Below are 17,670 nucleotides of genomic sequence, written 5' to 3'. Positions count from 1 at the left end.
CCGATGATACTACAAGGGAGGCCTTGTGGAAAAGTAGGTCGTCGCCAGGTCTAATATTGTTCCGCGATAGCTCAACGGTGGAGCACTCGGCTGTTAACCGATAGGTTGAAGGTTCGAATCCTTTTCGCGGAGCCATTTTTTATTTTTTGAGAATTATTTTTAAAATAACTATTGATTTTTATAAGGAATTATGATAACTTATTTAATAACATAATTAATAACAGTGACAGGGATAAGTAGATAGATAATATGTTTTAAAGAGAGTGGGATAAGCTGTGAACCCATAAACTAAAACTATTGAAATTCACCCTTGAGTTGCAAGCTGAAACTATTTAAGAGTAAGCTGTGCCGGCGAAAGTCGTTAGAAATTTTAAAAATTACTAGAAGCGAGTAGTGCTAGGAATGTGGCGCAATGAGGAGTGGAGTTTAGTTAAGCTAAATGAGCACCGCAATAAGCCAACATGACAACGCAATGCGAAGCTTATAGAAATTTTTTTAGAGATATAAATTTGGGTGGTACCGCGGCAGACTTTTCGCCCCATTAGGGGAAGTAAGTGTGCTTTTTTTATTTGGCAAAAATAAAAAAATGGTAACATTTTAATCAATACTGCATAAACTAAATAAAAAAATAAAAATTATGATAGGAATAAGTAAATAGTAGAATGTTTTAAAGAGAGTGGGGAATAGGTGAGAGCTCCATGGACTATGACTATTGAAATTCATCCTTGAATTGCAAGCTGAAATTATTTAAGAGTAGGCTGTGCCGGCGAAAGTCGTTAGAAATTTTTAAAATTACTAGAAGCGAGTAGTGCTAGGAATGTGGCGTAATGAGGAGCGGAGTTTAGTTAAGTTAAATGAGCACCGCAATAAGCCAGCATGACGACGCAATACGAAGCTTATAGCGATTTTTAGAGATATAAATTTGGGTGGTACCGCGGCAGACCTTTCGCCCCAGTGAGGGAGATTGAGTGTGCTTTTTTTATTTTCTTTTTTAAAGCCGTTAAATTTATCCGATGACTACCATCCGTAATACTCCCATCTTCTACAAGTGGGAGATATTAGAACTCTTGAGCTTCAGCGATTTAGAGTTCTTATGCTGTGCATAACGGATGCTACGTCCCTGGATAAGTTCTTCTAAGCTTCAGTTGGAGTAAGTATTCCTATTAAGCAGACTCCATCTGAAGCTAAGAATCACTTGATTAGAATTTTTAAAAGGAAAAAAGTTAATGATCTTATTAATAAGAAATTATAAAGTTTAAACATACTAGAATTAATAAATGAATAAGGTAAAGATTATGAAAGGGATAAGTAAATAGTGGGATGTTTTAAAGAGAGTAGGGGAAAGGTGAGAGCCCTATAACTATAACTATTGAAATTCACCCTTGAATTGCAAGCTGAAATTATTTAAGAGTAGGCTGCGCCGGCGAAAGTCGTTAAAGATTTAAAAAATTGATAGAAGCGAGCAGTGCTAGGAATGTGGCGTAATGAGGAGCGGAGTTTAGTTAAGTTAAATGAGCACCGCAATAAGCCAGCATGACGACGCAATACGAAGCTTATAGCGATTTTTAGAGATATAAATTTGGGTGGTACCGCGGACACACTTCGCCTCATTGTTGAGGAGAAGTGTGTTTTTATTTTATATAAGACAATAAATATTAGGGGGTAATAATTATGATAAGAAAAACAATGATAAAAACTTTAACATTAGGTTTATTATTAACAACAACTATATTAGGTGGATGTGCAAAAACATCTTCAACTTCTGGTGAAGTGATAAAAATAGGAATATCACAAATTATTGAACATGAATCCTTGGATTCCACTAGAAAGGGTTTTATTGATGCACTTGCAGATAACGGATTTAAGGATGGGGAAAAAATAAAAATAGATTTCCAAAATGCTCAAGGAGATATGTCCATAACCCAAACTATTGCACAAAATTTTGTATCACAAAAGAAAGATTTGATACTTGCAATCGCAACACCTTCAGCTCAAGCTGCATACAATTTGACAAAAGATATTCCAATACTGGTGACTGCTGTTACTGATCCAGTTAAGGCTGGACTTGTAAATTCTTTGGACAAATCAGGAACAAATGTTGCTGGAACTACGGATGCAGCTCCATTAGATAAACAATTTGAACTACTTAAAAAGTTGGTACCAACAGCTAAAAAAGTTGGAATAATGTACAATACTAGCGAAGTTAATTCAGAGTCAGATATTGAACAAGCTAAAAAACTTGCTCCAAAGTATGGATTAGAAATTATAACTACAGGAATATCTAGTGTAAATGATATTTCCCAAACATTAGAGGCCTTAATCCCTAAAATAGATGTTTTATATGCGCCAACTGATAATATGGTTGCTTCATCAATGCCACTAATTTCAACTAAATGTACAGAGAAGAAAATACCTATAATCGGTGCTGTAATCGGAGAGGTTGAAGGAGGAGCCTTAGCCACTGAAGGAATAGATTATTATAAACTCGGTTATCAAACTGGAGAAGCTGCTATTGAAATCATAAATGGAAAGAAACCACAAGATATGCCAATAACTACACTAAAGGATACTCAGTTAGTTATCAATATGGACAGCGCTAAAAAGTTAAATATAAATATTCCAGAAGATTTAATGGAAAAGGCTACTATTATTGGAGGGGGTAAATAATGATTAATTTTTGGATTAATACCTTAGAACAAGGATTAATATTTTCTATAATGGTTTTAGGAGTATATATAACCTATAAAATATTAGATTTCCCAGATTTATCTGTGGATGGTAGCTTTCCCTTAGGGGCAGCTGTAACAGCTGGATGTTTCATGAGTGGAATCAATCCATACATGGCTTGTATATTATCATTTATAGTAGGTATGATGGCTGGAGCAATAACTGGATTACTACATGTAAAGCTTAAAATTACGAATTTATTATCTGGTATTTTAGTAATGATAGGTCTATATTCAATAAATCTAAGAATAATGGGTAAAGCTAATATACCATTTTTCAATAAAAGTACGGTTTTTATTGAAGGAGTCCATCCATTGGTGATTATTGCAATTTTTGCTTTAATAGCAAAGGTTTCTTTAGATTTTTTCTTCAGCAGTAAGTTAGGATTTATATTAAAAGCAACAGGGGATAATCCACAGTTAGTAACTTCTTTAGGGATAGATAAAGGATTAATTAAAATATTAGGATTATCAATTTCTAATGGGTTAGTTGCATTATCAGGGTCGATGATGGCTCAGTATCAAAGATTTTCAGACGTTGGTATGGGAACAGGTATAATTGTTATGGGGCTTGCTTCAATAATAATTGGAGAAACTATGTTTAAAAGATTTTCTGCTCTTAAGATAACAACTATTGCTATTTTAGGTTCTATTTTATACAAAACTTGCACAGCTCTTGCATTAAAACTTGGTTTTCCTCCGACAGATTTAAAATTGATAACTTCAATAATTGTTGTAATAGCACTGTCATTAAATGGCAAAACTTTTCTTTAAAATCAAATAAATCTTTAGCTACAGGGGGTAGAACGTATGTTGACAATAAAAAATCTGCTTAAAACATTTAATAGAGATACTGCAAACGAAAATATTCTTTTTAATAATTTATCTTTTCATATAAATGAGGGGGATTTTATAACTGTTGTTGGTAGTAATGGAGCAGGAAAATCTACTCTTCTAAATATAATAGCTGGATCAATCGAAGTCGATAATGGAGAAGTTACTTTACAAGATAGAGATATATCAAAGCTACCTGAATTTAAAAGAACCAGATCCATAGGTAGAGTTTTTCAGGATCCATCTATGGGTACCTCTCCCTCAATGACTATTTTAGAAAATTTGTCACTTGCTAATAATAAGGGAAAGAGATTCGGACTTTCTAAAGGAGTATCTGTAAAAGATATTGATTATTTTAAAGAACTGCTATCAAGATTAAATTTAGGTCTTGAAGATAAGCTTCATACTAAAGTTGGAATGTTATCGGGAGGACAAAGACAGGCGTTAGCTTTAATTATGACTGTTATGTCGGAGCCGAGCCTAATGCTTCTTGATGAACATACAGCAGCACTAGATCCTAAAACTTCTGAAAGAATACTAGAGCTTACAAATGAGATAGTGGACGAAAAGAAAATAACAACTCTTATGGTAACTCATAATTTGAATCATGCAATAAAGACTGGAAATAGGCTTATAATGATGCATAGGGGAGAAATTATATTAGATATTAAAGGGCAAGATAAGAAAAATTTAACTATCAATAAACTATTATCATATTTTGATAACATTCAATCAAGTGAAGTAATAAGTGATAGAGCTTTGTTCTCTTAATGTAAAAATACTTTTATAGAATTATTTCCTCATTTATAAATTTGTACAATTATAATTTAGTTTCACAAATAGAGAGCTAAACACATAGTGAAGCCCCTCCAGAAAAAGTCGCTATTTCACTACATGCTTAGCTCTTTTGTTTTTTACAAATATATTTTTAAAATTGTAAATTTCTACAAAGATAATACATTTAACAAAGAACATACCATAAAATTATAAATATAATGATAACGAGTATAGATATAAGATGTAGGATATTTCATTCTTACTCCAAAAATTTTAAGATTAATGTATACGAAAGGTTTGAAATATAGAGTAAGTTGCTTACATGATAGAAAATGAAACAATCTAAGATAGTAAAAGGATTTGCGTATTGCTTTTTTTATACAGTACTCATAAAATAAGACTGTGAATATAGCCTTTGATTATTTTTAATCCAGAACTGTATTCTGTTACGCATTAAGACTTCTATTATTATTTTGAATAGGTGAGATGGAGGGGAATTTATTGATTAGTACAGTAATAACGGCTTTTGTTGCATTTATCAGTACCAATATTGATGATATATTTATACTCATGCTGCTTTCATCTCAAATAAATAATGTTATGAAAACACGGCACATTGTTATTGGGCATTATTTGGGAATAGGGGCTTTAATTGCAATAAGCATTATAGGGGCTTTGGGTGCATCAGTAATTCCCCATGAATATATTGGTCTACTCGGGTTAGTACCTATATATTTAGGAATAAAAGCGTATGTTGATCATAAAAAAGAAATCAAGGATAATGAGAATACAGCTCAGCAAGAACTTCAAAAAAGTGAGAATGGTAAAGTAGAAGAAATAATTGAAGAAACAACTGATATTCAAGAGAAACGTATAGCAACTTTTATCAAGAATTTTATTAATCCAAGCGTTGTAAAAGTATTTATTGTAACTTTTGCTAACGGTGGAGATAATATAGGAATTTATATACCTCTTTTTGCAAGGATGAATTTAATGGATATATTGATAACGGTGATAATATTTTTGATTCTAACGACACTTTGGTGTTTCATTGGTATAAAGTTATCAGAGCACCCTTTTGTACAGAGAAGTATTGAAAAGTATGAGCATATTTTTGTTCCAATAATATTCATAGGGTTGGGAGTTTTTATTTTAATGGAAAGCGGAATCATAAGTTTATTTGCAAGTAAGATCTATAAGTTAAAAGTAAAGATGATTTATAAATATATTATAAGAATTTAACACTGAGGAAATCTTTATATAATCTTCATATAAAATTAAGGTCTTAAAACTGTATTTGAGTTAAAATATATATATACGATAAATATTTAAGGAGAGGTAAAATATGAGAAAAGTTGGAACTATAACTTCATCAGTAGGATTTATATTTATAGGTATTTGGCTCATGTTAAGAAATTTTTCCTATGACATTAGTGTGGAAATGATAAAATGGTGGCCAGTATTGATAATCCTATTTGGTGCAGAAATAATAATTTTAAACAATATGAAAAGGGAAAATGAAAAAGTAGGATTTAATTTTTTAATCATACCATTGACCATAATTTTTATAGGAATAAATTCTTTTGTTTTTGTTGAGAGTAAAATCCCAAAGGATTCTAATATATTTAAAGATGGACTAAGTGTAGTATTTGATGATATAGATTTTACGAACAATGAAAGAGGGATAAAAACAGAGAAGGTACTAGAACCCTTTGGTAAGAAAATTGTATTTGACACAAATAACGCTGATATTGAAGTGAAAAAATCTGAGGACGGAAAAGTTAGATTAGAACTTAATGTTTATGTAAACAAAAATGATAAAAGAGATAGTTATGAAATAAAAGAGAATAAATTAAAGGATGGATATGAATTTTCTATAACAGAATCTTCAGTTAAAGGTGTTAGTGGAGAAATATATATCCCCGAAAATATGGATATAGATATAAAAGCAAATAACTTAAAATTTGATAGTGAAGATTATAAAACAGCAAATAGTTTAAAAATAGATTGCAACAATGCTGGTATTCACTTAGGGGATTCAAAAAATTTAAATATCAAAGCAAATAATGGATTAATTGAAGGGGCTAATTCAAACGTTGCAAATGTAATAATGAATAATGGTAAAGTTAGCTTTAATGGAGATGTTAGAGAAGGAACTATAAAAGTTAACAATGGTGAGATAAATGTTGATAATAAACAGTGTAAAGATTTAAATATTGATATGAATTTAGGATCTGTAAATATAAATACTTCAGATAATAATCTAACTGCAGCTTTGAAAATTAATCAAGGAAAAATTAGATTAAATGACGAGGACAAGGTAAATTCAAATCTTTCAAAGACTCTTGGAAATGGTGCAGGAAAATTAAATGTAGATGTTAAAATAGGATCTATAGATATAGAAACAGGAGAATGGTAAAATCAATTAATTTTCATCAATGATTTTCCATCACAACTAAATATTATGTCTCCATGAAGGTCAGTTCTATAAAGCTTAATATTTCTATTTTCTAGTCTAGTTATTACTTTTTTATTAGGATGACCAAAGGAGTTATTTTTACCACAGCTGGCTATAGCTAGTTGTGGTAAAGTACTATCTAGAAACTTTTCTCCAGAGGAGGTATTGCTTCCATGATGACCTAATTTTAATACATCACATCTTAAATCATTTCTTTCTATAAGTTCTCCCTCAACTGGGACCTCAGCATCTCCCATAAATAAAAAGCTAAACTTATTATAGGATAATTTGATTACCGCTGAGTAGTTATTTAAATTATCATATTTATCTTTAGTAGGGGAGAGTATTTCACACTTTAATTTAGGATGTAAATTTATTATTTTACCTTCTTTAGCCACGCTTATTCTAAGATTTTTTCTTTTCAATGATTTAATCATACGATTATAATAACTAGCATTAGAAGTAACTTTAGGTGCCCAAAAGTTTTCTGTTTTAAAATTATCTATGATAAGTTCCATACTTCCCATATGATCTTCATGGGGATGTGTGGCTACTACATGGGTAATTTTTTTAATTCCTTCTTTTTTTAAATAGTTCAATATCTTTTCACTAGCAGCATGTCCTCCACTATCAATAAGCAAGCTTTTATCATCAATAGTTATTAAAGTACTATCTCCTTGACCTACATCTATAAAATGAACTTTTAATATACCTTTTTCAATAGGATCAGATTTAAGGTTAGTTCCAAAAGGAAAGAATATCACTAGAATTGATAATAATAAAGTTAATATATTATATTTTCTCAATTTTTCCCTCCTTTACGATAAAACTATCTACTATTCTACCCAATGGGCTTTATTTAAAACATATATTTAATGTGATATAATTAATTAATACATATTTATTTCCAGTAGGATAGGAGAGAAATTTATGAACACTTATTTATTGTATATGAAGTTAGGGATTTTTATGATAGGATCCACATTTAAAAAAAGAGAAGTTGAAAAGGTTAGAAAGGAAAAAGGGGAAGCGGCAGCGGAAGAAGTAATTAATGAATATCTTATAGAATGGGCAGATTTTATAGTTAATAAAGCAGGGGTAAAAATAAATATAAAAGGTATGGAAAACTTACCCAAAGAAGGCGCTCTTTATGTAGCTAATCACCAAAGTTTATTTGACGTACCAGTTTTATTGTCAGCTACAAGAGTTCCAATGGGATTTATAGCTAAGAAGGAATTAGAGAGCAAAATGATTATTAGTGATTGGATGAAGGCAATTCATTGTATATTTATGGATAGAGAAAATGTAAGAGAATCATTAAAATCTATAAATCAAGGAGCAGAAATATTAAAAAATGGGTATTCATTAGCCATTTTCCCAGAGGGAACTAGAACAAAAACCGGTGAATTATTAGAGTTTAAAAAAGGAAGTATGAAATTAGGTACAAAGGCTGGTGCACCTATAGTTCCTATTACCATTGATGGTACTTATAAAATAAGAGAAGGTAATAAAAACAAAAGAATAAAAGGGGCAGAAGTTAGTATAGTTATACACAAGCCTATAAATACAAAAGAATTGGATAAGGAATCATTAAATAATTTATCAGAAATAGTAAAGGAAACTATAGCTAAAGGAATGAAATAGAAAAAATCAGCTTTGGTTATTAAAATCAAAGCTGACTACATATTCTTTGTAAGTAGTTCTCCTAAAATATTTATTTTACTAAGCAAATCATCATTTTCATTTTTAATTGAAGACATTTTACATTTTAATTCATCATGAGTCTTCTGTAATTCTTTTAATTCTTTTTTTAGCTCATCTTCTTTATTGTATAATTCCATTAATAAAGGGTTGTAAGTATTTTTTATAGATTTTCTTTTTTCGATAAATGATTTTACCTTACTGTGTACTATGTTAATTATTTTAATACATTGTTTCCTTAATTTGTGTATATATTTTGTTGTTTTATCTATAACTTTATCTAAGATATCTAATAATTTATCTAGTTTATCCAAAATTTAACCTCCCTAGTAAAAAAATCTTATAATATAATTTTACCTTATATAAAATGTTATACAAGGAGTTTGGCAAATGAATAAAGAAAAAAATTTTTTAAGTAACTTCAATAAATTTTATACAGAAAGAAATAAGAAAAAAATTAAAGAGATAGAGGGAAAAAATATAGAGTTAGAAGAAAAGATTAAAGAGATGAAGGAATTTGTCCAAAGTGAGCAGATGAAATTAGAAGATATAGAGAGTGAAAATAACTCTATAAAAGAACAATTTAAAAGAACGAAAGATATATTTTTTCATAGGGGAATAACATTTACTGTAATAGACAAAGGTCATGGTATAAAAGAATGGGACAATCTTTATATAAATAAAAAGAGTGGACTATGGATTGTTCAAACAAAAGAGGGAGAAGATATAAAAGTATTGGATAAAGATACTTCTAATATTTTAGAAGAAATTTTAAAAGATAAAAATTATAGCTTAGTAGTAACAAGAATAGAGGATAAATTTATAAAGATTAAACTTCACACAGTTTAATCTTTTTTTATTTTCTTTATAAATTCCTTAAAATTTAGTTTTATCCTTAAATGAGGGCTAAAATTAAATTTTAAAATTAAGGAGAAGTAATATGGAAAATAAAAAATTAGAAGTAATAAAATTAAATAAAAATATAGGTAAAAGGAAGATAATAAATGATTTTACCTTTGACGTATATAAAGGTGATATATGCGGATTTGTAGGACCTAATGGATCAGGAAAAACTACCACAATAAGAATGATCACTGGATTGATAAAGCCAACCAATGGAAGTGTGCTTATAAATGGAGAGGATATTACAAAGGATCGTAAAGCTGCTTTAATTAAATTAGGGGCTATGGTAGAATCTCCAATATTTTTCGCTTATATGTCTGGAAGAAAAAATCTACAAAACTTAGCTAGGTTAAATCCTAATATGGATAGGAAAGAGCAGTTAATTAGAGTGGAAGAAGCTTTAAAAATTGTTGGACTTCAAGCTAGGGGTGACGACAAAGTAAAGACTTACTCTTTAGGAATGAAGCAGAGATTAGGTATTGCTCAAACTCTTTTAAATGATCCAGAGGTTATAATACTAGATGAACCAGCTAATGGATTAGACCCTTTAGGTATTAGAGAACTTAGAGAATTAATACTGACTTTGAACAAAAAAAGAGGAATAACATTTTTTATCTCTAGCCATCTTTTAGATGAACTACAGCAAATATGTAATAGATTAATAATAATTAAAGAAGGTAATATGTTGTGGCAAGGGTCAACAGAGGAACTATTAAAGGATAAAGGAGTAAATAATTCTTTAGAAGATGCCTTTGTAAAACTTATGTATGGAGGAGAAAGATAAAAGATGAAAGCTTTAATATTAAGTGAATTAGAAAGGATATGGAGTAAGAAAAGCACTTGGCTCATCTTATTATCTATTCCTTTGGTTATATATGCTTCGGCAAGATATTATTTAGGACATAATTTAAGTATGACTATAGATAGTCCTGAGTACACTTCCTTTGGTAATTTTACTAATGCGGTTATACAAGAACAATTAATACTATTTTTTAATATAGTGCTAATACTCTTGTGCATACTAGTTTTTACAGATGAATTCACCAGCGGAAGCATAAGGATGGTTTTTATAAGACCAGTTTATTATTGGGAAATATTTTTTAGTAAATTATGTTCTATAGCTATAACTATGTTTGTTTTTGTAATGGCTTATTTTATATTAAGTTTACCTATTGGTTATATTTTAATGCCTAAATTAGAGAAGGTGAGTATTTTTTATCACAGTAGTAAATTTACTATAAAAGAGAGTATTTTATATGGAATTAAATATTATACTGTTGCCTATTTAACTCTAATGTCCATGGCTTTTGTAATAGGCTTTATAGCTATGGTAAGTAAAAGTATAACTTCAGCTGCTGGAATGAGTATTACTTTTTTATTTGCTTCACTTATATATCCACAAATTTTAATGATTGCATTTAGAGAAATGTCAGATAAAGTAATGACATATCAACTTTTATCAATAACTCATATTCAACACATGGGTATTGCTATGATGCTTGGAGAAAAAGGTTTTTTTAGTAGCTTTATTTTGATTGTTTTAGCACTGTATATTATAGTTTTTGGAATATTGTCCTACCTTATTTTTAATAAGACATCTAAATACGTGTAGAGGGGGAGAGGAAAAATGAAAAGACTTATAAGAAGCGAATTAGAGCGTGTCATCAATAGACCTAAAACCAAAGTATCCTTTATATTATTAATTTTAATAACAGTATTATGGGGAAAATTAATGGGTGGGTGGAATGTAGGATTTTATGATCAAAATAACACTACCACATTAAATTCACTGAACTTTTCTATGTTTATATTAAGGGACATTCATTTACCTTTAATGTTTATAATACTACCTATGTTATATGGTGATGCTTTAAGTGAAGAAAAGGCGACAGGGTGCTATAGAAATATCGCCACAAGACCTTATAAAAGATGGCAGTTTATAGCCGCTAAGTTAATATCACAAATAATAGTTACTTTTATTATAATAAGCAGTTTATTTATAATATCAAGCATATGTGGGAACTTTTTTGTGCAAAAGGTAGAATATACAACTTTTATGAATCAAGAAAAGATTTTTTATTTTAAAGATGCACTTATATATGGCATAAAGTTTTATTTTATGGAATTTATTATTATTTCAGCACTACTTTCGGTGATGAGCATGGTGGCTTCTATAATCCCTAATGCTATATTGTGTATTTTAGGAACTATAGGAATCTTTGTTGGAGGAATATATGTTAGTGACAATTTTATTTTATTTTTAAGCAGCTCAGAAAATATCTTCAAAATTTTAAATGGAGTGGCTTCAAATAATATATATATAATATTATTTTCTACAATAGTAATTCCAACAATAATTAGCATATTTTTATGGGTGAAAAAAGATTGGCTATTTTAGTATAGGGTAAAATTAATTATAATAGATATTGATATTACAATATTATGGAGGAAGAATTTAATATGTATGAAAAAATATTAATTGTTGATGATGAAGAACATATAATATCCTTCATAAAGGATGCTCTTTTAGATGAGGGGTATGAGGTATTCACTGCCCAAAATGGAGATGAAGCCATAGAAAGCGTGAAAATAAAACCAGATTTAATCCTTTTAGATATTATGATGCCAGGTAAAGATGGCTTTAAAGTATGTGAATCCATAAGAAATATAGTAGATTGTCCCATAATATTTTTAAGTGCAAGGGGAGAAGAAGGAGATAAGATAAAGGGATTGATGTTGGGGGGAGACGATTATATAGTAAAGCCTTTTAGTATAAGAGAATTAAAAGCTAGAGTTTCTGCTCACCTAAGGAGAGAAAAAAGAGCTATAAGTAATAATCCTTCTAGGTTGTACTTTAAAGAGTTGAGTATAGATCTTTTATCAAGAGAAGTATATATTGGAAATGAAATAATAAATACTACAAAAAGAGAGTTTGATATAATAGAGCTCCTATCCCTCCATCCAGGTCAAGTATTTTCAAGGGAGCAAATTTATGAAAAAATATGGGGATATGAGGGAGAAGGGGATTCTTCTAATGTAGCGGAACATGTAAAAAATATTCGTCAAAAAATAGCTGCCTTATCTTCAGAAATAGATTATATTGTGACGGTGTGGGGAGTAGGGTATAAATGGGAGAGATTTAATTGAGTAAAAATTCCTCTTTTAAAAAACAATTCATATATAATTTTATGTATATAATAATTGCTAGTATTATTTTTAGCATTATAACTTATACGGTATATTTAAGTTTTATTAATATGGGATTAATTTTACCTAGCAACTATTATGAAAAAAAGGTATCTCCTATAATGGATTACATTGATAAAAAAGGTGCTGAGATTTTAGATGAAAGTGAGAGAGAGGATTTAGAAAAAATAATACCTGTAGATGGTATGAAGTATGGTGTAGTTGATAAAAATATCAAATTACTATATGGAAATATTGAAAAATTAAGTGAGAAAAACATTGAAGATATAAAGGAAGGAAAAGAACGTAGTAATTTCAATCAAAAATTTGATGTTTTTCAACAGGGAGTTATTATATATCATCCGATTAAAAATGGGGATAAAATAGAAGGTAATATTATATTAGAATATGTTCTTACTCCCAGGGCTAAAAATCCTAAATATAATTTTTTAGTGCCACCAGAGATATTTATATTTCTTTCTCCTATTATATATGTAGTGCTTTTTGCATTATTATTTTCTAGGAGATTTAGCAAAAATATAAATAAGCCAATACAAGATTTAATACAGGCTTCAAAAAAGATAAAGGAAAGAGATTTAGATTTTTCTATTGATTATAATTCTAAAAATGAGCTAGGAGAATTAGTAGAGTCCTTCGAAGAAATGAGAAAAGGACTTAGTGACTCTTTAACTCGCCAATGGGAAATAGAAAATGAAAGAAGAGAAATGGTAAGAGCTATTGCTCATGATCTAAGAACTCCACTGACTATAATAAAAGGACATTTAGAAATTCTTCAAGATGGAGGAGTGGAAAATAAAGATAGACTATTAAGATATCTAGATATTATGGATGATAATACGAAAAGAGCTATTAAATTAATAGAAGATATGAATATGTTAGCTAAAATAGAGGGTGTAGAATTTACACTAAACTTTACTCCAGTAGACATCATAGATTTTATAAATAAAAAAAGTGAAGAATATACTTTATTATGTAGTAAAAAAAGTATTGAATTTAAAAATTTAATAGAAGACAAAAGAAAAAGTAAGGGTTTAATAAATATCGATAAGGATAGAATTTCTCAAATTTTAGATAATATTATTTTTAATAGTTTTAGATTTATAAAAGAAAAAGGAAATATATTTTTACATGTTACAATAGAAGAAAATAAAGTCACTATGAAAATAAGTGATGATGGAGAAGGTTTTTCTCCAAGAGATTTGAAAAATGTATTTAAAAAGTTTTACCAAGGTGATGAGAGTCGTTCAAAAGAAAAAGGGCATTCAGGTTTGGGGCTTTATATTTCAAAATTAATAGTTGAAAAACATGGAGGAGAAATAAAAGTATATAATAGTAAAGAAGGAGGGGCAAATGTGGAATTCTACATTTGTTTTTAGCCCCTTCTTTTTTTTGTTGGATTTTTGCCTCATAATTAACAAACTATAAGGCTTGATATGCTAAAAAGCAACAGCATAATTGAATTTTATATAAAAATAAGAATTGTTTTATGTATAAATATAAATTTTATTAGAGTGTTGATATACTTTAATAATTTAACGCTTTACAATGGTAAATCAAAGAGAAAGTAATTATTATGCATGCATGAATGAATAAATATGCATTAAGTATATGGAATATTTTGAAAATATGAATAGATGTAATTATAATAAGTGCTATGAAGACGTTGCAAATAAAGGTCTTTAGAAAAATAGATAAAAAAATATTTAAATTTTATAAAAATGATATTGCATATTTATAAAATTGATTGTATAATCATAATAACGAAAGGCAAACAAAAGGAGATGGGGCTATGAAAAAAATTCTTGCATTAATTGTAATACTATTAATAGGCTTTTCTACATTAGTAGGATGCGGTAATGAGAAAGAAGAAGTAGAAAACATTAATTCCTTAGAGAGGGTTAAAAAAGAAGGAGTGTTGTTGATTGGGCTAAATGACACTTATCCTCCAATGGAATTTAGGGATGAAAATAATAATTTGGTAGGATTTGATATTGACTTAGGAAATGAACTTGCCAAAAAAATTGGGGTTAAGGCAGAGTTTATAAAAAACGATTGGAAAGGAATAATTCTATCACTTAAATCTAAAAAATATGATATGGTACTTTCCGCTATGACTATAACTGAAGAAAGAAAAAAAGAAATAGATTTTTCAGATCCATACATAGTAGGAGGACAAAAAATAGTTGTTAAGAAGGAAAATACCTCTATAAAAGATACACCAGATTTAAAGGATAAGGTAGTAGGAGTACAGCTAGGTACAACTGGTGAAACGGCTGCACAAAAGATTGATGGAATAAAAGAGATTAAAAAATACGATGGTATAACAGAAGCTTTTAATGATCTATCTGTTGGAAGAGTTGATGCAGTTATAGCAGATGGACAGGTTGGAGGATATTATTTAAAGAAAAGAGGAGGAGACTTAGTTCTTCTCGATGCTAAGCTTTCAGAAGAAAATGTAGGTATTGGTTTTAGAAAAGAGGATAAAGAACTGAAAGATGCGATTCAAAAAGCATTTAATGAATTGAAAGAAGAGGGTACTTTGTCAAAGCTATCAGAGAAATGGTTTGGATATGATTCCTACAAATAACTAAGACCCCTTTTTATAAAAATTTCATATAAAGCCCCTGTGAAAGGTAAAACTTCATTGGGGCACCAATTTTGAAAAATAATTTTTAATATATAAATTAAAAGGAGAGATATTTAATGAAAAAGGCAGTAAAGGCATTATTGATATTTACTATTATAGGAAGTCTTCTTGCAGGTTGCGGAGGAAAAGATAAAGGAAATGGAACGGCGGCTAATACTTTAGAAAAAGTAAAGCAGGAGAAAAAAATAAAAATAGGTCTTGAAGATACTTATCCTCCAATGGAATTTAGAAATGAAAAAAATGAACTTGTAGGATTTGATATTGATCTAGCAAATGCTATCGGTGAAAAACTTGGAGTAGAAACTGAATATGTAATCACAGAGTTTGGTGGACTAACAATGGCTCTAAATTCAGGGAAATTTGACATGTCATTATCAGCTATAAGTGTAAATCCAGATAGAGCTAAAGAAGTAGATTTTTCAGAACCATATGTTACAGGTGGTCAGGCTGTTATAGTAAAGAATGATAATACAGATATCACAAAAGTTGAGGACTTAAAAGGCAAAATTGCTGGAGTTCAATTAGGCACCACTGGAGAAGAAGCAGCTAAGAAAATTGAAGGGCTAAAAGAAGTAAAAACCTATGATAAAGCAACTCAACCTTTTCAAGATTTAGAGATAGGAAGAATACAAGCAGTTGTCGTTGATGAATTTGTTGGAAGATATTATTTAGCTAAACAAGAAGGAAAGTTTAAAGTTGCAACAACTTTAGAAGAATAACCAATAGCTATAGCGTTTAAAAAGGGCGATAAAGAGTTACAAGAAGAAGTTAAAAAGGCTATAGAAGAATTAAAACAAGATGGAACTATGTCTGAACTATCAAAAAAATGGTTTGGTGAAGATATTTATAAAAAATAGTTAAACTAGAAATGAAGTTTTATAAAAAGGGGTGGCGAAGCTTTGGATATCAATCTATTGAAACAAATATTTCCAATATTATTAAAATCAACAGGAATGACTGTATTATTAACGGTAATTTCTGTAGTCTTAGGAACTTTAATCGGTGTAGTGGTAGCATTACTTAAAATGTCAAAGAATAAATTGATATGTTCAGTAGCTTCACTGTATACATGGATAATTAGGGGTACTCCTATGCTATTACAATTATTTTTCTTCTACTATGGATTACCTTTTATGGGAATAAAATTAGAGCCTATGTCGGCAGCTATAATTGGTTTGAGTTTAAACTCAGGGGCATATATGGCTGAAATAATTAGAGGTGGTATCTTAGCTATAGATAAAGGGCAGTTTGAAGCTTGTAAGGCTTTGGGATTTACCTATGGTCAAACTATGAAAAGAGTAATACTTCCTCAAACTTTTAAAATACTAATACCACCAGTAGGTAATGAATTTATAACAATTTTAAAGGATACATCATTGGTTTCTGCCATAGCCATGGAAGAGTTGATGAGAACTGCACAGCAAATATACTCAGCTAATTTTAGACCAATGGAACCATTTTTCATTGCAGCATGTATTTATTTAGCTTTAACTACTGTGTTTACTGGCGCATTTGCAATCTGGGAGAAGAAACTATCTAGATATTAAAAGTAAGGAGGAAATATAACTATGTATATGATAGAAGCTATGGATGTTACCAAGAAATTTGGCAATTTAACAGTGTTTGAAAATTTAAATGTAAATGTTAGAAAGGGAGAAGTTTTAGTTATCATTGGGCCTTCAGGTTCAGGTAAAAGTACTTTTCTAAGATGTTTAAATCACCTAGAGAGCATAAACGATGGACAGATAATAATTGAAGGTGAAGAGTTAGATGGAAAAAATAAAAGTTTGGTAAGAAAAATAACCACTAAGATGGGTATGGTATTTCAAAACTTTAATCTTTTCCCACATATGACAGCACTAGAAAATGTCATGGAAGCACCTGTTACAGTGAAAAAAGAAAATAAGAATGAAGCAAGATTAAAAGCTGAAAGATTACTAAAAAAAGTTGGATTAGGAGATAAAATGGATTACTATCCTTCTAAGCTTTCAGGAGGACAAAAGCAAAGGGTGGCAATAGCAAGAGCTCTTGCTATGGAACCGGATATAATGCTCTTTGATGAACCAACTTCAGCCTTAGACCCAGAATTAGTTGGAGAGGTTTTAAATGTTATGCAAGACCTAGCCAGTGAAGGGATGACTATGGTGGTGGTAACTCACGAAATGGGATTTGCTAAAGATGTAGCAGATAGAGTTATATTCATGGATGGTGGAAAAATTGTGGAAGAAGGGGTACCAGATGATATTTTCGCTTATCCAAAGCAGCATAGAACAAAAGAATTTTTAAAGAAGGTAATTTAATTTAGATGATTAGATTTTTAGATGTTCAGATGAATATATAGTTAGATGTTGGATTGGGGAAATCAAACATCTAACTAAAAATCTGGAAGTATAAAAATTAATTATATGACTGCATAG

At 29.7% G+C, this 17,670-nt stretch carries 19 protein-coding genes, 1 tRNA gene and 3 other annotated features; of the genes, 18 read left to right on the top strand and 2 right to left on the bottom strand.

Annotated elements, in window-relative coordinates:
- Positions 1–60 precede the first annotated feature (60 nt).
- From RYO54_RS15550 to RYO54_RS15525, 6 genes are all read left to right on the top strand, one after another.
- A tRNA-Asn gene (locus RYO54_RS15550) sits at positions 61–135 on the top strand.
- 79 nt (positions 136–214) lie between these two features.
- Positions 215–544 (top strand) — a binding site (T-box leader).
- An 84-nt stretch (positions 545–628) separates the two neighbouring features.
- Positions 629–957, top strand: a binding site (T-box leader).
- Positions 958–1,286: 329 nt separating this feature from the next.
- Positions 1,287–1,613: a binding site (T-box leader), on the top strand.
- 58 nt (positions 1,614–1,671) lie between these two features.
- Positions 1,672–2,667 (top strand): ABC transporter substrate-binding protein, encoded by a 996-nt coding sequence (locus RYO54_RS15545; protein ID WP_315120746.1) that lies wholly within the window; start codon positions 1,672–1,674, stop codon positions 2,665–2,667.
- Positions 2,667–3,500 carry an ABC transporter permease subunit gene (locus tag RYO54_RS15540; RefSeq protein ID WP_315120743.1) on the top strand — a complete coding sequence of 278 codons (834 nt, stop codon included), beginning with the start codon at positions 2,667–2,669 and terminating at the stop codon, positions 3,498–3,500. The genes RYO54_RS15545 and RYO54_RS15540 overlap by 1 nt, the downstream gene beginning before the upstream one ends.
- 36 nt (positions 3,501–3,536) lie before the next feature.
- Complete coding sequence (locus RYO54_RS15535; protein WP_315120740.1) at positions 3,537–4,331, top strand: ATP-binding cassette domain-containing protein; 795 nt, start codon at positions 3,537–3,539, stop codon at positions 4,329–4,331.
- Between the two features lie 507 nt (positions 4,332–4,838).
- Positions 4,839–5,579 (top strand): cadmium resistance transporter, encoded by a 741-nt coding sequence (locus RYO54_RS15530; RefSeq protein ID WP_315120738.1) that lies wholly within the window; start codon positions 4,839–4,841, stop codon positions 5,577–5,579.
- A gap of 103 nt (positions 5,580–5,682) precedes the next feature.
- Positions 5,683–6,756, top strand: coding sequence for a LiaI-LiaF-like domain-containing protein (locus RYO54_RS15525; RefSeq protein ID WP_315120734.1), 1,074 nt, complete (start codon positions 5,683–5,685; stop codon positions 6,754–6,756).
- Positions 6,757–6,758: 2 nt separating this feature from the next.
- On the opposite strand, the gene RYO54_RS15520 is transcribed toward RYO54_RS15525, so the two are convergent.
- Entirely contained in the window at positions 6,759–7,601 is an 843-nt protein-coding gene (locus RYO54_RS15520; RefSeq protein WP_315120731.1) for a ComEC/Rec2 family competence protein, read from the bottom strand.
- 124 nt (positions 7,602–7,725) lie between these two features.
- Here RYO54_RS15520 and RYO54_RS15515 point away from each other — a divergent pair, with 124 nt between their 5' ends.
- Complete coding sequence (locus RYO54_RS15515) at positions 7,726–8,439, top strand: lysophospholipid acyltransferase family protein (RefSeq protein ID WP_315120729.1); 714 nt, start codon at positions 7,726–7,728, stop codon at positions 8,437–8,439.
- A 35-nt stretch (positions 8,440–8,474) separates the two neighbouring features.
- On the opposite strand, the gene RYO54_RS15510 is transcribed toward RYO54_RS15515, so the two are convergent.
- Positions 8,475–8,810 (bottom strand): hypothetical protein, encoded by a 336-nt coding sequence (locus tag RYO54_RS15510; protein WP_315120726.1) that lies wholly within the window; start codon positions 8,808–8,810, stop codon positions 8,475–8,477.
- A 76-nt stretch (positions 8,811–8,886) separates the two neighbouring features.
- On the opposite strand from RYO54_RS15510, the gene RYO54_RS15505 reads away from it, so the two are divergent.
- From RYO54_RS15505 to RYO54_RS15460, 11 genes are all read left to right on the top strand, one after another.
- Positions 8,887–9,345, top strand: coding sequence for a hypothetical protein (locus tag RYO54_RS15505; RefSeq protein WP_315120724.1), 459 nt, complete (start codon positions 8,887–8,889; stop codon positions 9,343–9,345).
- A 91-nt stretch (positions 9,346–9,436) separates the two neighbouring features.
- Positions 9,437–10,183 carry an ATP-binding cassette domain-containing protein gene (locus tag RYO54_RS15500; protein ID WP_315120721.1) on the top strand — a complete coding sequence of 249 codons (747 nt, stop codon included), beginning with the start codon at positions 9,437–9,439 and terminating at the stop codon, positions 10,181–10,183.
- Positions 10,184–10,186: 3 nt separating this feature from the next.
- Positions 10,187–11,011, top strand: a complete 825-nt coding sequence (locus RYO54_RS15495; protein WP_315120718.1) for an ABC transporter permease — start codon at positions 10,187–10,189, stop codon at positions 11,009–11,011.
- A 15-nt stretch (positions 11,012–11,026) separates the two neighbouring features.
- The gene (locus tag RYO54_RS15490; protein ID WP_315120717.1) at positions 11,027–11,797 is read left to right on the top strand and encodes a hypothetical protein; all 771 of its coding nucleotides are present in this window, start codon (positions 11,027–11,029) and stop codon (positions 11,795–11,797) included.
- A 62-nt stretch (positions 11,798–11,859) separates the two neighbouring features.
- Complete coding sequence (locus tag RYO54_RS15485; RefSeq protein WP_315120715.1) at positions 11,860–12,546, top strand: response regulator transcription factor; 687 nt, start codon at positions 11,860–11,862, stop codon at positions 12,544–12,546.
- A complete protein-coding gene (locus RYO54_RS15480) occupies positions 12,543–13,982 on the top strand; it encodes a HAMP domain-containing sensor histidine kinase (protein ID WP_315120713.1) in 1,440 nt (479 codons plus the stop codon). Before RYO54_RS15485 ends, RYO54_RS15480 begins: the two co-directional genes overlap by 4 nt.
- 413 nt (positions 13,983–14,395) lie before the next feature.
- Entirely contained in the window at positions 14,396–15,193 is a 798-nt protein-coding gene (locus RYO54_RS15475) for an ABC transporter substrate-binding protein (RefSeq protein ID WP_315120710.1), read from the top strand.
- Between the two features lie 116 nt (positions 15,194–15,309).
- Positions 15,310–15,972 (top strand): ABC transporter substrate-binding protein, encoded by a 663-nt coding sequence (locus tag RYO54_RS15470; RefSeq protein WP_399549593.1) that lies wholly within the window; start codon positions 15,310–15,312, stop codon positions 15,970–15,972.
- Between the two features lie 3 nt (positions 15,973–15,975).
- Positions 15,976–16,110 (top strand): transporter substrate-binding domain-containing protein, encoded by a 135-nt coding sequence (locus RYO54_RS20215; RefSeq protein ID WP_399549600.1) that lies wholly within the window; start codon positions 15,976–15,978, stop codon positions 16,108–16,110.
- Positions 16,111–16,152: 42 nt separating this feature from the next.
- Positions 16,153–16,800 (top strand): amino acid ABC transporter permease, encoded by a 648-nt coding sequence (locus RYO54_RS15465; protein WP_315120708.1) that lies wholly within the window; start codon positions 16,153–16,155, stop codon positions 16,798–16,800.
- Between the two features lie 21 nt (positions 16,801–16,821).
- A complete protein-coding gene (locus RYO54_RS15460; protein WP_315120706.1) occupies positions 16,822–17,553 on the top strand; it encodes an amino acid ABC transporter ATP-binding protein in 732 nt (243 codons plus the stop codon).
- Positions 17,554–17,670: the final 117 nt, after the last annotated feature.

The organism is uncultured Clostridium sp., from assembly GCF_963515715.1.
GTDB lineage: Bacteria > Bacillota > Clostridia > Clostridiales > Clostridiaceae > Clostridium_AW.
This window is presented reverse-complemented; position numbering and strand designations above follow the sequence as displayed.

Coding starts and splice junctions, on each gene's coding strand:
- RYO54_RS15495 (WP_315120718.1), top strand. CDS start 10,187: ATGAAAGCTTTAATATTAAGTGAATTAGAAAGGATATGGAGTAAGAAA.
- RYO54_RS15460 (WP_315120706.1), top strand. CDS start 16,822: ATGTATATGATAGAAGCTATGGATGTTACCAAGAAATTTGGCAATTTA.
- RYO54_RS15490 (WP_315120717.1), top strand. CDS start 11,027: ATGAAAAGACTTATAAGAAGCGAATTAGAGCGTGTCATCAATAGACCT.
- RYO54_RS15485 (WP_315120715.1), top strand. CDS start 11,860: ATGTATGAAAAAATATTAATTGTTGATGATGAAGAACATATAATATCC.
- RYO54_RS15475 (WP_315120710.1), top strand. CDS start 14,396: ATGAAAAAAATTCTTGCATTAATTGTAATACTATTAATAGGCTTTTCT.
- RYO54_RS15500 (WP_315120721.1), top strand. CDS start 9,437: ATGGAAAATAAAAAATTAGAAGTAATAAAATTAAATAAAAATATAGGT.
- RYO54_RS15540 (WP_315120743.1), top strand. CDS start 2,667: ATGATTAATTTTTGGATTAATACCTTAGAACAAGGATTAATATTTTCT.
- RYO54_RS15505 (WP_315120724.1), top strand. CDS start 8,887: ATGAATAAAGAAAAAAATTTTTTAAGTAACTTCAATAAATTTTATACA.
- RYO54_RS15545 (WP_315120746.1), top strand. CDS start 1,672: ATGATAAGAAAAACAATGATAAAAACTTTAACATTAGGTTTATTATTA.
- RYO54_RS15470 (WP_399549593.1), top strand. CDS start 15,310: ATGAAAAAGGCAGTAAAGGCATTATTGATATTTACTATTATAGGAAGT.
- RYO54_RS15525 (WP_315120734.1), top strand. CDS start 5,683: ATGAGAAAAGTTGGAACTATAACTTCATCAGTAGGATTTATATTTATA.
- RYO54_RS15515 (WP_315120729.1), top strand. CDS start 7,726: ATGAACACTTATTTATTGTATATGAAGTTAGGGATTTTTATGATAGGA.
- RYO54_RS15535 (WP_315120740.1), top strand. CDS start 3,537: ATGTTGACAATAAAAAATCTGCTTAAAACATTTAATAGAGATACTGCA.